This is a genomic window from Flagellimonas marinaquae (assembly GCF_003992675.1).
Taxonomy (GTDB): Bacteria; Bacteroidota; Bacteroidia; order Flavobacteriales; family Flavobacteriaceae; genus Flagellimonas; species Flagellimonas marinaquae.
Window position 1 is genome coordinate 96,725 of record NZ_RZMZ01000014.1, and the last position, 15,372, is coordinate 112,096.

8 protein-coding genes are annotated in these 15,372 nt (G+C 43.7%); 2 read left to right on the plus strand and 6 right to left on the minus strand.

Annotated elements, in window-relative coordinates:
• The 4 genes from EO130_RS07960 to EO130_RS07975 all read right to left on the minus strand — a co-directional run.
• Positions 1–1,084, minus strand: a 1,084-nt coding sequence (locus EO130_RS07960; protein WP_164732907.1) for a hypothetical protein, incomplete at its 3' end; no start/stop codon positions are given.
• A gap of 358 nt (positions 1,085–1,442) precedes the next feature.
• Positions 1,443–3,392 carry an OmpA family protein gene (locus tag EO130_RS15690; RefSeq protein ID WP_127140987.1) on the minus strand — a complete coding sequence of 650 codons (1,950 nt, stop codon included), beginning with the start codon at positions 3,390–3,392 and terminating at the stop codon, positions 1,443–1,445.
• Between the two features lie 11 nt (positions 3,393–3,403).
• Complete coding sequence (locus EO130_RS07970) at positions 3,404–4,351, minus strand: PorP/SprF family type IX secretion system membrane protein (RefSeq protein ID WP_127140988.1); 948 nt, start codon at positions 4,349–4,351, stop codon at positions 3,404–3,406.
• A gap of 13 nt (positions 4,352–4,364) precedes the next feature.
• Positions 4,365–8,156, minus strand: a complete 3,792-nt coding sequence (locus EO130_RS07975) for a T9SS type B sorting domain-containing protein (RefSeq protein ID WP_127140989.1) — start codon at positions 8,154–8,156, stop codon at positions 4,365–4,367.
• Between the two features lie 396 nt (positions 8,157–8,552).
• On the opposite strand from EO130_RS07975, the gene EO130_RS07980 reads away from it, so the two are divergent.
• Both EO130_RS07980 and EO130_RS07985 read left to right on the plus strand, forming a co-directional pair.
• A complete protein-coding gene (locus EO130_RS07980; RefSeq protein WP_127140990.1) occupies positions 8,553–10,142 on the plus strand; it encodes a peptide chain release factor 3 in 1,590 nt (529 codons plus the stop codon).
• Between the two features lie 110 nt (positions 10,143–10,252).
• Entirely contained in the window at positions 10,253–10,684 is a 432-nt protein-coding gene (locus tag EO130_RS07985; protein WP_127140991.1) for a hypothetical protein, read from the plus strand.
• Positions 10,685–10,709: 25 nt separating this feature from the next.
• On the opposite strand, the gene EO130_RS07990 is transcribed toward EO130_RS07985, so the two are convergent.
• Both EO130_RS07990 and rpoC read right to left on the minus strand, forming a co-directional pair.
• The gene (locus EO130_RS07990; protein WP_127140992.1) at positions 10,710–11,021 is read right to left on the minus strand and encodes a DUF3467 domain-containing protein; all 312 of its coding nucleotides are present in this window, start codon (positions 11,019–11,021) and stop codon (positions 10,710–10,712) included.
• A 49-nt stretch (positions 11,022–11,070) separates the two neighbouring features.
• Positions 11,071–15,369: a DNA-directed RNA polymerase subunit beta' gene (rpoC, locus tag EO130_RS07995; RefSeq protein WP_127140993.1), complete on the minus strand. Its 4,299-nt coding sequence runs from the start codon at positions 15,367–15,369 to the stop codon at positions 11,071–11,073.
• Positions 15,370–15,372: the final 3 nt, after the last annotated feature.

A 15,372-nucleotide genomic window follows, 5' to 3' on the forward strand; every position in this document is an offset into this window, starting at 1 on the left:
GGTCACCAAAATCACCACTGAAACCGGATAGGTCAAAATCGTTGCCGTTAGGGGTCACCGTTACCGTTCCGTCGGTGGAAGTGATGGCCTGTAATTCGTTAGCCGGGTCGTTGTCCGCATCGTCTACGTTATCCACATTATCCGCGAAATCTGCAGGAACTCCTGTCAAGCTGCTCCACTGACCGTCGAAATCGTCGGTGGCATCCAGATCCAAGTTTGAAGGCACGTTGGTCAAATCGCCAAAGTCTCCAGAAAAGTCATCCGTGCTGTCAGTATCCAAGTTCGGGAACTCGTTGTTCACCGCAGTGGCCACTTGGGCATCGGTCAATTGGGTATCGTTGTCAATATTGTCGGCAAAACCTGCTGGAATCCCGGTCAAGCTGCTCCACTGTCCATCGAAATCATCGGTGGAATCCAAATCCAGATTGGCAGGGACGTTGGTCAAATCTCCAAAGTCGCCTGAAAAGTCGTCTGTGCTGTCCGTGTCCAAATTTGCTGGAACATTGGTCAAATCGTTAAAGTCCCCAGAGAAATCATCCGTGCTGTCTGTATCCAAGTTCGGGAACTCATTGTTCACCGCCGTGGCCACTTGGGCATCGGACAGGGTAGTATCTGTATCAATCAATGCGGCCAAATCTGCCAATGCGACGGAAAAGGTGTTCAAATCGGAATCCGTTATCACCAAATTCGTATTCGTCCCATCTATCCCAAAAGATGTTACGGTGGTATTTGAATCCATTAGCGTATCGCTCAAACTACTCAAATCCACATTTACACTTCCGCCATTTTCCAAGGTTAGCGATAGGGTATTGGTAGCATCATTAAAAGTAAACCCGGTCAACTGCTGATTGTCCGAAGCGGTCAATTCCCAGGTATCCCCGTCCCAAAAATAGATAGTCCCCGTAGTGGTGTTTACGTATATATCACCGAGGTCAGCCCCTGTGGGGCTTGTTGCTCCAGAGCTCGAGACGTCAGTACCTTTTAAGACTTCGCAGTTGCATTGGTCCTGTAGCGTAACCGTGGTTTGCGAAAAAGCTATTCCTGTTGAAAAAAGAAATAATAGGGCTAGAATGCTCTTCTTCATGAGGTTATAATTAGTTGAGGATGATGTAAACCTTTTGTTGATTTTCAATTGTTCTGTTGATTAATTTTATGGCAATTCAATTCGCCTAAATTTCAACTGCATACAAAATTACCCTGAGTTTTAGCCGTAGAAAATAATTGTTGTGAACCTATTGAATCCCATTGTATAGCATCCCATTTTTGAGGTTATCCCCAGCGTCAATTAGGTTTTCCTTAATGCACTTTGTCGATGAAACCCAGTAATTATGCGATAATTCGCACATGTCTTTTTACTTTCATAACGGGATTTTCAAAATTTTGAGCAAAAAAAAAAACGACCCCAAAAAGGAGTCGTTCCATAGCAAGAAGTTTGCTTTGATTTATTCAAATATGATAAATTCTGATCTACGATTTAATTGATGCTGTTCTTCTGAACATTGTACTCCATTTACACAATCATTTACCAATCGGGTCTCTCCAAATCCTTCACCTTCCAACCTAGTGGGAGAAATACCTTTCGAAATCATATAGTTTACCGTAGATTCTGCCCGCTTTTGGGACAACCAAAGATTGTAGGCATCGACTCCACGACTATCGGTATGTGAGTTCACCTTGATTTTCAAACTTGGATATTTTTCCATGGCCACGATCACTTTTTGAATCTCAATCTCTGCATCGGGTCGGATGTTATACTTGTTCAGGTCAAAATATATCGTGCTCAACTGCAATAATTTAGCTAGGTCGTCCCCAAAACCACCGGTCACAATATCACGTTCTAGATAAAAATCCACAATTCTGGGTTTTCCATCTGAAATGGGCAAATATTCTTCGGCCGGTACATACCCGTCTCGAGATGCCCTGACAAAATTACCTTTGGAACAATCGAGCATCAGTATGTAGTTTCCATCAGAATCGGTAATGGTCGATGAAATCTCATTGTTTTCTTCATCAATAATCTTGACCGTGGCCCCTGCCAACACTTCATTGGAAATACGGTCCCTTACAGTTCCTGTCACTTCCTGAATACAGTCCAAAACAAGCGGCTGGGTCTCCACGAATTCGTAAATATCGTCTCCGCCCATGCCTCCTTCCCTATTGGATGCGAAGTAACCTGTTTTGTTGGATGTACGGTAAATAAACGAAAAGTCATCGTTGGGGGAGTTTACAGGTCTTCCCACATTTACTACGGGTTGTGAATAATCGTTATAGGCTATTTTGGTGGCAAAGACATCCAATCCCCCTAGGCCCTGATGACCGTCCGAAGCAAAATAAAGTACCCCATCTGCTGTGATAAATGGAAACGTTTCCCTTCCAATGGTATTGATGTTACTTCCGAGGTTTTGGATGGGACCATAGGTTCCGTCGCCTATGATTTCGGTAACGAATATATCGGATGCCCCCAGGCTGCCCGTCATATCTGAAACAAAATAAAGCTTTTTTTCATCCGGACTGAGCATAGGGTGCGCTACAGAATAGGAATCACTGTTGAAAGGGAGCTCTACGATATTTGTCCATTCTCCGTTAACCTTCTCTGCACTATAGATTTTTAGCCTTATGATTCCTTCTTCATCTTTTTTCCTCCTACCATCAAAAAAATTGTTCCGTGTAAAATACATGGTAGTACCATCTTTGGTTACCACAGAGGTAGATTCATGCAAACGGGTGTTTACATCACCTTCCAATTTCACGACTTTTCCTTGGGAAACGCTATCTGCATCCACTTTGTATAAGTCCAAGAAGTCACTTGCATTCCAGGTATGCCTATATCTTGCAAAGTTGCCCGTGTCCCTGTCCGAGGCAAAAATGAGCCCCTTTTCGTAATAGGCGGCTGCAAAATCGGAGTATGCACTGTTATATAGAAATGGCTTTATATCATATCTACCTGAATTTTCTTCAATTTTGGTCATGTAATCCACATCAAAATCGACCATGGCAGCGGTCAGTTCCTTAAAGTTGTCCATCACCCTGTCCGCTTCGTCATAGTTTCCAATAGATTTTAAACTTTGCGCATAGCGGAAGATATCCTCCACTGACATTTCGCTTGGATAGTTTTTTTCCAACTTTCCGTAGGTTTCGGCTGCTTCGTCATATTTGGCATTGAAATAGTACGAATTACCCAATTTTTTTAGAAGGTCGGGGGACGAATAGCCCTTGTCCAACACTTTTTTGTAGATATCGATGGCCGGACTGAAGGAATATTGTTGATACCGCTCATCGGCCCTTTCCATGATTCGTTCAATTTGCTTATCTGGAATACTGTCCTGTTGTGCAATTGCCTTTTGAAAGCATCCGTAAATGATTATCGATACTATGAGTATTCTTTTCAGCATGCTGTACTATATTAAAAGAATCGTGGTGATATGGTCCTTTGGAACGATTTCAACAATTCCAAGCGGAGAAATATTTCAAACGAGCCATCGTTAAACTGTGTTCCTCCCAATTCGGTAGTTTCGCGATCGTATGCCAATCCCAACATGATTTGGTCGGTAACCTGAAAACCAACCAAACCACTTACTGCTGCATCCCATCTGTACGCGGCACCGAAACTAAATTTGTTCGCAAATAGGAAGCTGGCGGATAAATCCACTTGTAGGGGTGCACCGGAAACCGCTTTGGTCAACAGGGCCGGTTTAAACTGAAGGTCTGCACCAATATCAAACACATATCCTGTAATCAAATAAATGTTCATTCGTTCGGCGGACAAAAAGTTTACTCCATCCCCCGAGTTGTCATTGTCAAAATATTCGGATTCGAGTACATTGGGCGCTGATAGTCCTGCATAGAATTTATCCGTGTGATAATAAACACCAAGACCAAAGTTTGGTGTAAATCTATTGTCGATATTATTCTGATTCACCACTTCTTGATCAAAGTTGCGGAGTCCATTAAAGTCGAGACTCAACATATTTCCTCCTGCCTTTAATCCAAATGATAATTTGGCGTCCATTGACACATCTATAGTATAAGAGACAACTGCATCCAAATAAGTCTCCTGCACAACGCCATCACCAATATTGTCATTTACTATGGAGACTCCATAACCCAATCGACTATTGCGAATGGGGGAATGTAAATTAATGGTAAAAGTTTCGGGCGCACCGTCCAGACCTACCCATTGCGAACGGTACAGACCGGCAAAACTGAGTTGCCCCCTTGACCCTGCATAGGCTGGATTCACACTCAACGTATTGTACATATATTGTGTATACTGGGCATCTTGTTGGGCCTTTACCCCTGTAGCCACGATTCCAACAAATAATAAAGTGGCAATGAAATATTTTTTTGTCATGCTATCCATAAGGTTATCTGCTCAAATAAATGTATTCGGAGTCCGTGAAGCTTCCTTGCTCAGTTTCATAATTGAAAATGTAGAAATAGATGCCTGCCGGAAGGTAATCATTAACGCTTAATGCTGATTTTCCGCGGACGCGTCCATCGAAAACATTGTTGATATTATCGTAGTTGTTCCCTTCAAACACCAAGGTTCCCCAACGGTTAAAGATTTTGATGGTACTTGATTTGATATATTCCGTACCTCGTATGAACAAGAAGTCGTTTTTCAAATCGCCGTTTGGTGTCAACATTTGGTTCACTTCTATGGCTTCCACGACCACCTGGACCGTTGCCGTATCACAATTATCTGGATTACCGACTTCGCAAATGGTGTATTCGATGGTATAGGTGCCAGGCTGCGTTCCAGGGCTTACCGTTATAGTGCCATCTTCATTCACGGTCAATTGATTGGTAGGTGTGGAAGTCAAAATAACGTCGCTCAAGGACACGGTGGTATCGTTGAGAGTATCATTCAACAACACGTTACTATCGGGAATCAGTCCTCCTCCGATTCCTGCGTTATAACTGTCGTCCACCGCATCAATTACGTTATCCTCGCCTTGCATCACTTCCACGGTTACCGTAGCCGTATCACAATTATCCACATCCAACACATCACATATGGTATAGCTAATGGTATAGGTGCCAGGACTGGTACCCTGAACAACGCTTACGCTTCCATCCTCGTTTACCACGAGCTCTTCGGTTGGGGTTGAGGTCAAAATCACATCTGCAAGGGTAGCAATGGATTCATTGACCGTATCATTGGACAGTACATTGCTTCCTGAAATGACTCCTCCTTCTTCAGAAGTTGTATTATAGGCATCATCTACGGCATCGATCATGTTTGCGCTTCCTTGCATTACCTGAACCGTTACAGTAGCTGTATCGCAATTATCCACGTTCAACACATCACAAATGGTATAGGTGATGGTGTAGGTTCCGGCCATGGTTCCAGGATTAACACTTACCGTTCCATCCTCATTTACTGTAAGTTCGGCAGTGGGCGTCGAGGTCAAAATGACATCCGCAAGGGTCAATGGACCTCCGTTCAAGGTGTCGTTGAACAACACATTGCTATCGGGGATTACCCCCTCTTGGTCTGTGGTTGTTGAATACACATCATCCAAGGCATCAATTGCGTTAGACCCGACTTCAATATAAATAGTGGCAGTGGCACATACGTTTGGGTCTGGCAATACATTACAAACCTGATACACTATTGTTATGGTTGAATTGGACTCTGCCAATGTGGGCAGATAGTTTACAAAACCACTCTCTGCATCAAAAGTTACAGTTCCTGTTGCGTTGCCTCCAATTCGTGATAAACTTGTAACACCTACATTGATTTCATCTGCATTGGGAAGGAAGTCATCGTTTTCAAGAATATTGATGGCTACCTCAGTTAAAGCTGGTGTTGTCCCAAAGTCATCGTTCGCTGTCGCTGTCAGTGGGTCAGGATCGTTTCCGTTGGGGTTCCCATCGCCATCACAATCCAATGCTTCCCAATCTGCCGACTGTGGCAAGGTAATGCTATCGGGATTATAGCTACATGGATCAAGGGGGTCCGTTCCGTCGTTCTTTTCATCCTCGTTGGTTACGCCGTCGCCATCGCAATCTGAATCGTTCCAAGCGGATGAGGGGTCTACAGTCTGACTGTCGAGTACAAAATCGCATGCATCCTGGGGGTCAGTACCATCTTCTTCCTCATCACCATTGGTGACACCATCACCATCGCAATCAGCTGTTAAGTAATCGCCAGTCTGTGGCAAGGTGATGCTATCAGGATTATAATCACATGGGTCAAATGGGTCTGTTCCGTCCTCTTTTTCATCTCCGTTGGTCACGCCATCGCCATCGCAATCTGCATTTAAATAGTCTCCAGTTTGCGGTTGGGTAATATGTTCTTCCACGAAATCGCAAGGGTCCGTAGGGTCTGTTCCGTCCTCCTCTTCATCTTCATCGGTTACACCGTCTCCATCGGTATCCGTGTCGTCGTTCGGATCCAAATAATCAGGAGTACCATCCCCATCGGTATCATCATCAGTAGGGTCATTATTGCCATTGGCATCTTCATCAGGGGTATCGATGGAATCCCCGTCATCGTCAAAATCACGATAATTTACATCCCCTTCGCCATCACGATCAGGTATGTCGGTTGCTGGATCATCAATCTCATCGTTTACATCAAAACCATCGTTGACGTCGCTTCCTTCGTAGCCGTCATCAAGTCCGTCCCCATCGGTATCTACACCGGTATAGGTCCAATCTGGAACTCCATCAAAATTAAAATCGTTTCCTTCGTTATTATCGGGTACCAAATCGTTTTCACTGTCATCGTCCAAATAGTCAGGTGTACCATCACTATCTGTATCCTCAAGTGATAGTCCAATGGTCTCCCCAGCTTCATAAGCATCGTCTACACCGTTTTGGTTGGCATCCTCTCCGGAGGGAGGAATGTACCCTTCTGTGGGCTGTGCCTCCACATTGTCCGGGATGCCGTCGTCATCGCTATCAATATCGAGCCTATCGGGGTATCCGTCGTTGTCATTGTCCACATCTTCACTAAAATTTACTGTTTGTGGATCCTTAAAGTTGTCCAAACAACCGAATTGTATACCCGCTTGCCTAGCTACGTTTGTTTTAAAGTTATCATCTATATCAGCCTGAATTCCAAACCGAAATACAAAGGAATCTATGGAAACAAACTCTACAGCTACGTTGACCGATGGCACTTGATTTGAAATACCATCATATTCCCGGCTTCCACCATTTACCAAGAAGCCACCAGTGGTATTCTGAACCGTAATCTCATTATCAGCATCAAGGGTGTAGCTTGCAGGAGTATTGAATCGATTGTATTCTTGATAATCACCGTTACCATCCACATCGATGAAGTTGGCACTCAACTCCTCGAGCACCACAGGTGTAGTATTTCCATTTTCCACGAAGGAAATCCTAAAATCTACATAAGGTCTTCGTTGTTCCGATGTTGTGGTGAAAAAAATCTCAGGCTTAAAAAATTCTGGGTCCGTTTGGTTTTGGTCAAGAAACAAAATCTCACCATTCACCACTTCCTCAATCAGCACCAAGGCATCTAGTCCATTTGCAACATTGGGATAACGATAAACAGCTCCTTCTGCAAGTGCCTCGCCCGACTCTAATATGGGTTCGCTTCCAAAATTCAATTTTGGAACGGTAGTACAATCCAAGTCTGTACTGATAATACTGGATTCATTTTGATCTAAAATGCCATCATTATCTGAGTCCATGTCCAGATAATCCGGAACTCCGTCGCTATCAGTATCAATGGGAGTAAGTCCAGTTCCTGCACCAGGAACAGTTTCATACACATCGTCCAACCCGTTCCCGTCCGTGTCCTCACCAGAAGGCAATTGAACATTTGCAAAGTTTTGGGCTTCGTAGTTATCCAATAACCCATCACCGTCAGAATCTATATCCAAATAGTTGGCAATTCCATCTCCATCTGTGTCCGTAGGATTGGTCTCAGGATTGTCATCTCCGTCCAAATTGGCATCTTCCACTCTATCCAGTATCCCATCATTGTCCGAATCCAAATCCACATTATCAGGGACCCCATCACCATCGGAATCGGTGGTGCCGCTAACGGGATGCATTTCCAAGTTCTTTATATTGGGAGTATTCGCAGAAACGAGACTGAGGTATATGGTAAATCCTAAAACAAGAAGTAGCAAACCAAGTATGCTCTTCTTAAGATTAAAGAAAGTAATGTTCTCCATAAATGATAAGTTTTGGTCAACTAATCACCATGGCAACAAGTGGTTCTCGTATGTGGTAAGAAAATTGGGGTTTTCTTAATTGTTTTTATTCTCTGGTCCTTTTCGACACCTATCGGCACTAACAAGTCACATAATTAACTTATTTGCATTTTATCACCTATTTTAATCGATAAAAGGCGAATTCATCATCATTAGTTACCGCATCTGTATGTTTTACAAACGCATAAGTACAACATCCATGGCCAGTGATATAAAAACGGCGGAAAAATACTTCTCTTTTTGTTGATGGCTATTGTAAATCCTTAATTTTTTTCCAATTCTATCAACAATTCCGAATCATCCCAAAAATGACCGGGAAACCATATAAATCCACTATTTTTGCCGAAATTTTTGTTGATGGAATTTGAAAAGGAAATAGCAAAGCGAAGAACTTTTGGAATTATATCCCACCCCGATGCGGGTAAAACCACTTTGACCGAAAAACTCCTCTTGTTTGGTGGTGCCATCCAAGAGGCTGGAGCGGTAAAAAGCAATAAAATCAAAAAGTCGGCCACAAGCGACTTTATGGAGATTGAGCGACAGAGAGGTATTTCGGTGGCTACTTCTGTTTTGGCCTTTATCTACAAAGACAAAAAAATAAATATTCTCGATACACCTGGACACAAGGACTTTGCCGAGGACACTTTCCGTACCCTTACCGCAGTGGACAGCGTGATCGTCGTAATTGATGTGGCCAAAGGGGTAGAGGAGCAAACCGAAAAACTCGTGGAGGTTTGCCGGATGCGCAATATTCCCATGATCGTATTCATCAACAAACTAGATCGTGAGGGAAAAGATGCATTCGACCTTTTGGATGAGGTTGAACAAAAGCTTGGACTAACGGTTACGCCTTTGAGTTTTCCCATTGGCATGGGCTACGATTTTAAAGGTATTTATAACATCTACGAGAAAAACATCAACCTATTCAGCGGGAACAGCAAAAAGAATATTGAGGAAACCATCGCTTTTGATGACCTCAACAACCCGGAACTGGAAAAAATCATAGGTACCAAAGCCGCGGAGGAGCTTCGAAATAATTTAGAGCTGGTTGAAGGAGTATATCCTGAATTTGAAAAGGAAGCTTATTTAAAGAGCGAACTACAACCCGTATTTTTTGGCTCCGCATTGAACAATTTTGGAGTAAGGGAACTGTTGGATTGTTTTGTAAACATTGCTCCATCGCCACGTCCCAAAAAGGCTGAAGAGCGTTTGGTGAAAGCCAACGAAAAAGAATTTTCGGGCTTTGTCTTTAAAATCCACGCTAACATGGACCCTAAGCACCGGGACCGATTGGCATTTGTGAAAATTGTTTCGGGAACTTTTGAAAGAAACACTCCCTATTTGCACGTTAGACAAGGTAAAAAACTAAAATTTTCGAGTCCAAACGCCTTTTTTGCAGAGAAAAAGGAAATTGTGGATGTTTCCTATCCTGGGGATATTGTTGGACTGCACGATACGGGCAATTTTAAGATCGGTGACACCTTGACCAGCGGTGAAGAATTGCACTATAAGGGTATCCCAAGCTTTTCGCCCGAACACTTTAGGTACATCAACAATGCTGACCCCATGAAAGCCAAGCAACTGTACAAGGGCATCGACCAGTTAATGGACGAAGGGGTAGCCCAATTGTTTACGTTGGAAATGAACGGAAGAAAAGTCATTGGTACTGTGGGAGCATTACAGTATGAGGTCATACAATATCGTTTGGAACACGAATATGGCGCCAAATGCACTTATGAAAACTTTCCAGTACACAAAGCCTGTTGGGTAGAGCCCGAAGATGAGAAAAGTGAAGAGTTCCAAGAATTCAAGCGGGTAAAACAGAAGTTTTTGGCCACCGACAAAAAAGGGCAGTTGGTATTTTTGGCAGATTCTCCGTTTTCCTTGCAAATGACCCAGCAAAAATACCCCTCCGTAAAATTGCACTACACCTCGGAGTTCGAATAGCATTGCAAGTGTTGCACATAAACCCGTACACCACTGTAGACTAATTGGTTGCGCTTACCGTACTGCTTTTTTTCGTACCTTGATTTGAGTAACCAATAAATAGTCCAATTATGAATACATCGGTAAAACCGCCTGTTTGGTTTTGGGTGGTAAGTGTTATTGCACTTCTATGGAACTTGTTCGGGGTGATGAACTATCTCAATCAAGCTTTTAATCAAGTTGCCCTTTTGGAAACCATGGACCAAGCGCAACGTGAGGCATTTGAAGGAATTCCTGCTTGGGCCACTGCCGCCTTTGCCATTGCCGTCTTCTCGGGAACACTGGCATCCATTGGTCTTTTATTACGTAAGAAATGGGCTCATCCGCTGTTTATCATCTCCTTAATAGCAGCGGTGGCACAATTTATCCACTGGCTATTTATTTCCAATGCTGTAGAAGCGTTTGGACCGTCCACCTATGGCATGCCCGTAGTGGTCATCCTTGTCGGTATCTTCTTTATTTTCTTTGCTAAAAAGGGAATAGAGAAAGGCTGGTTAAAATAAGAAAAGCCCCAAAATTGGGGCTTTTTTATGCTTCACCGGTAGGTCCAAAATTTAATGGAATTGCCGGTTGATCATAATCCTGTATGGTGCCGTGTGTCTTTTCAAAACGGCTCACATTGTCATTGAGTGCCTTCAGCAGTTTTTTTGCATGTTGGGGCGTCAAGATAATCCTGCTCTTTACCTTCGCCTTAGGAGCGCCTGGCATCAAGCTGATAAAATCTACCACGAACTCCGATACGGAATGGTTGATGATAGCTAGATTGGAATAGGTTCCTTCTGCCGTTTTCTCATCCAACTCAATATTGATCTGCTTTTGTTTCTTATTGTCTTCAGCCATAATATTTCAAAAGAAAAACCCCGGCCAACTGGCCAGGGTTTGTTGATATTTAGAATTTGAATTCCTCTTTTCGGGCCATGATTTCATCGTATTCCTCTTTGGAACCTACAATGATGCTATCATAATCCCTCATACCGGTACCGGCAGGAATCTTATGTCCTACGATCACATTCTCCTTCAATCCTTCCAAACTATCGACTTTACCGCTTACAGCGGCTTCGTTCAATACTTTAGTGGTTTCCTGGAACGATGCAGCAGAGATGAATGACTTAGTCTGCAACGACGCTCTGGTAATACCTTGTAAGATAGGTGTTGCTGTAGCTGCAACGGCATCTCTTGCCGATACCAAGGTTTTGTCCTCTCTTCTCAAAATAGAGTTTTCATCCCTTAGTTCACGTACAGTCAAAATCTGTCCAGGCTTCAATCGTTCGGAATCACCAGCATCCTCAACAACTTTCTTACCGAAAATCTCATCATTCTCGTTGATAAAGTCGTCTTTGTGCACCAATTGATTCTCCAAGAAAATAGTATCTCCTGGATCTTCGATTTTCACCTTTCTCATCATTTGTCTTACAACAACCTCAAAGTGCTTATCGTTGATTTTCACACCTTGCAAACGGTATACTTCCTGTACTTCGTTCACCAAGTATTGCTGTACCGCAGATGGTCCTTTAATGGCCAAGATATCTTCTGGTGTAATTGAACCATCGGACAATGGCATACCTGCACGTACGTAGTCATTCTCCTGAACCAAAATTTGGTTGGACAATTTCACCAAGTACTTCTTGATATCGCCAGTCTTGGACTCGATAATGATTTCGCGGTTACCACGCTTAATCTTACCGAAGGATACTACACCATCAATTTCGGATACAACGGCTGGGTTGGATGGGTTACGGGCTTCGAAAAGCTCAGTTACCCTTGGAAGACCTCCAGTAATATCCCCTGCCTTGGCAGATTTACGTGGGATTTTCACCAAAATCTTACCTTCTTTAACCTTCTCACCATCATCGATCATCAAGTGGGAACCAACAGGCAAGTTGTAGGAACGTAAGGTTTCACCCTTACCATCCTTGATCAACAAGGTTGGAATCAACTTTTTGTTTCTGGTCTCAGAAATTACCTTTTCTTGGAAACCGGTCTGTTCGTCGATTTCAACTTGGTAAGTAACCCCTTGCTCTATATTCTCGTAGGCGATTTCACCAGAGAACTCGGAAACAATGACGCCGTTATAAGGATCCCATTCACAAATAACAGTTCCTTTGGTAATCTTCTCTCCATTTTTAATGTACAGCTGAGAACCGTAAGGAATGTTATTGGTACTTAGGGTAATTCCTGTTTTTGGATCTACAATCTTCACTTCTGAAGTTCGTGAAATCACGATATTGGTTTTGCTTCCATCGCTAGCCTGACCTTCTACAACTCGCAAGTCTTCAATTTCGGCGATACCGTCGAATTTGGATTCCAACTTGTTGTCCTCGGAAATGTTACCTGCAATACCACCTACGTGGAAGGTACGCAAGGTCAACTGTGTACCAGGCTCTCCGATGGATTGTGCTGCAACCACACCAACGGCTTCTCCTCGTTGTACCATTTTATTGGTAGCAAGGTTTCTTCCGTAACACTTGGCGCAGATTCCCTGAGGAGCCTCGCAAGTCAATGGTGAGCGCACTTCTATCTTTTCGATTGGAGCTGCCTCTACCCTTTTCACGTCGACCTCGTTAATTTCTTGGCCTGCTCTTAGGATCAACTCCTCGGTCAATGGGTTGTACACATCGTGCAACGCAACCCTGCCCAAGATTCTTTCCCCAAGGGTTTCAACAATCTCTTCATTCTTCTTCAATGGTTCTACCTCGATACCTCTCAAGGTTCCACAATCTTCACTATTCACGATTACGTCTTGTGAAACATCCACCAAACGTCTGGTCAAGTAACCCGCATCCGCTGTTTTCAAAGCGGTATCCGCAAGACCTTTACGCGCACCGTGGGTAGAGATAAAGTATTCCAAAATGGACAATCCTTCCTTAAAGTTGGAAAGAATCGGGTTTTCGATAATTTCACCACCACCTGCGGTAGATTTTTTCGGCTTGGCCATCAATCCACGCATACCGGTCAACTGGCGAATCTGTTCTTTGGAACCCCTCGCACCAGAATCCAACATCATGTACACCGAGTTGAATCCTTGCTTGTCCTCACGAATTCGCTTCATGGCCAATTCGGTCAACATGGCATTGGTAGAGGTCCAAACGTCGATTACCTGGTTGTAACGTTCGTTGTTGGTGATAAGCCCCATGTTATAGTTCATCATAATGCCATCGACTTGCTCGTTGGCATCGGCGATCATCTCCTGCTTTTCTGCTGGAATGATGATATCTCCCAAACTAAAGGATAGCCCCCCTTTAAAGGCGAAATCGTATCCCATGGCCTTGATTTTATCCAAGAAGTCGGCAGTGGTAGGCACATCGGTCACCGCAAGAATGTCCCCAATGATGTTCCTAAGGGCTTTCTTGTTCAACACTTGGTTGATGAATCCTGCTTGTTCTGGCACCACGGTGTTGAACAATACACGACCCACAGTGGTCTCAATGATTTTGTAAACCAACTCACCTTCTTCATTAAAGTCCTTGGCCCTTACCTTAATGCCCGCGTTAAGCGATACTTTTTTCTCATTAAAGGCAATTTCCACTTCCTCGGAAGAATAGAAGGTCAAACCTTCACCTGCTACAGGCTCCTCTTCGGTGGACTTTTTCTCTTTGGTCATATAGTACAGTCCCAAAACCATATCTTGGGATGGTACGGTAATCGGAGAACCGTTGGCAGGGTTAAGGATGTTCTGCGAAGCCAACATCAATAGTTGCGCTTCCAAAATGGCCTCTGGCCCCAATGGCAAGTGAACTGCCATCTGGTCCCCATCAAAATCCGCGTTAAATGCTGTACACGCCAAGGGGTGCAAACGAATCGCCTTACCTTCAATAAGTTTTGGCTGGAACGCTTGGATACCCAATCTGTGCAATGTGGGGGCACGGTTCAATAGTACAGGATGTCCTTTTAGGACGTTTTCAAGAATGTCCCATACTACAGGCTCTTTCTTGTCGATAATCTTTTTGGCAGATTTAACGGTCTTTACAATGCCTCGCTCAATCAACTTACGGATGATGAACGGCTTGTAAAGTTCGGCTGCCATATCTTTTGGAAGACCACACTCGTACAATTTCAATTCCGGCCCAACGACGATTACGGAACGGGCAGAGTAATCCACACGCTTACCCAAAAGGTTTTGACGGAAACGACCTTGTTTTCCTTTCAAGGAATCAGAAAGGGATTTTAGTGGTCTATTTGATTCTGTTTTTACCGCAGAAGCTTTTCTTGTGTTGTCGAAAAGGGAATCCACTGCTTCTTGAAGCATACGTTTTTCGTTCCTCAAGATTACCTCTGGTGCCTTGATTTCCATCAAACGCTTCAAACGGTTGTTACGGATAATTACCCTACGGTACAGGTCGTTCAAATCGGAAGTGGCAAAACGACCACCATCCAACGGAACCAACGGACGCAATTCTGGTGGAATCACAGGAATCACCTTCATGATCATCCACTCTGGGTTGTTTTCCCTATTTCCTTGCGACTCACGCAAAGCCTCTACCACTTGAAGACGCTTCAGGGCTTCAGTTTTACGCTGCTTTGATGTTTCTGTGTTTGCCTTGTGACGAAGTTCATAGGACAATTGTTCCAAATCGATTCTGGACAATAAGTCGATCAAACATTCAGCACCCATTTTGGCGATGAACTTATTGGGGTCGGTATCCTCCAAGTATTGATTCTCGGTAGGAAGCGTTTCCAAAATGTTCAAATATTCCTCTTCGGTCAAGAAATCCATTTTGTGGATTTCGTCACCTTCAGGTCCTTTGGCAATACCTGGCTGGATGACCACATACCTTTCGTAGTAGATGATCATATCCAACTTTTTGGATGGCAGTCCCAAAAGGTAACCAATTTTGTTTGGCAGCGAACGGAAGTACCAGATGTGCGCTACGGGAACCACAAGGTTAATGTGGCCCACGCGATCTCTACGTACCTTTTTCTCCGTCACTTCAACACCACAACGGTCACAAACGATACCACGATAACGGATTCTCTTGTATTTACCACAAGCACACTCATAATCCTTTACGGGACCGAAGATACGCTCGCAGAACAATCCATCACGCTCTGGTTTGTGCGTTCTGTAGTTAATGGTTTCGGGTTTCAACACTTCCCCACGGGACTCGGCCAGAATCGACTCTGGAGAGGCCAATCCTATGGAAATTTTGTTGAACCTTTTTTGTGCGTTATTATCTTTTATTCTAGCCATAAC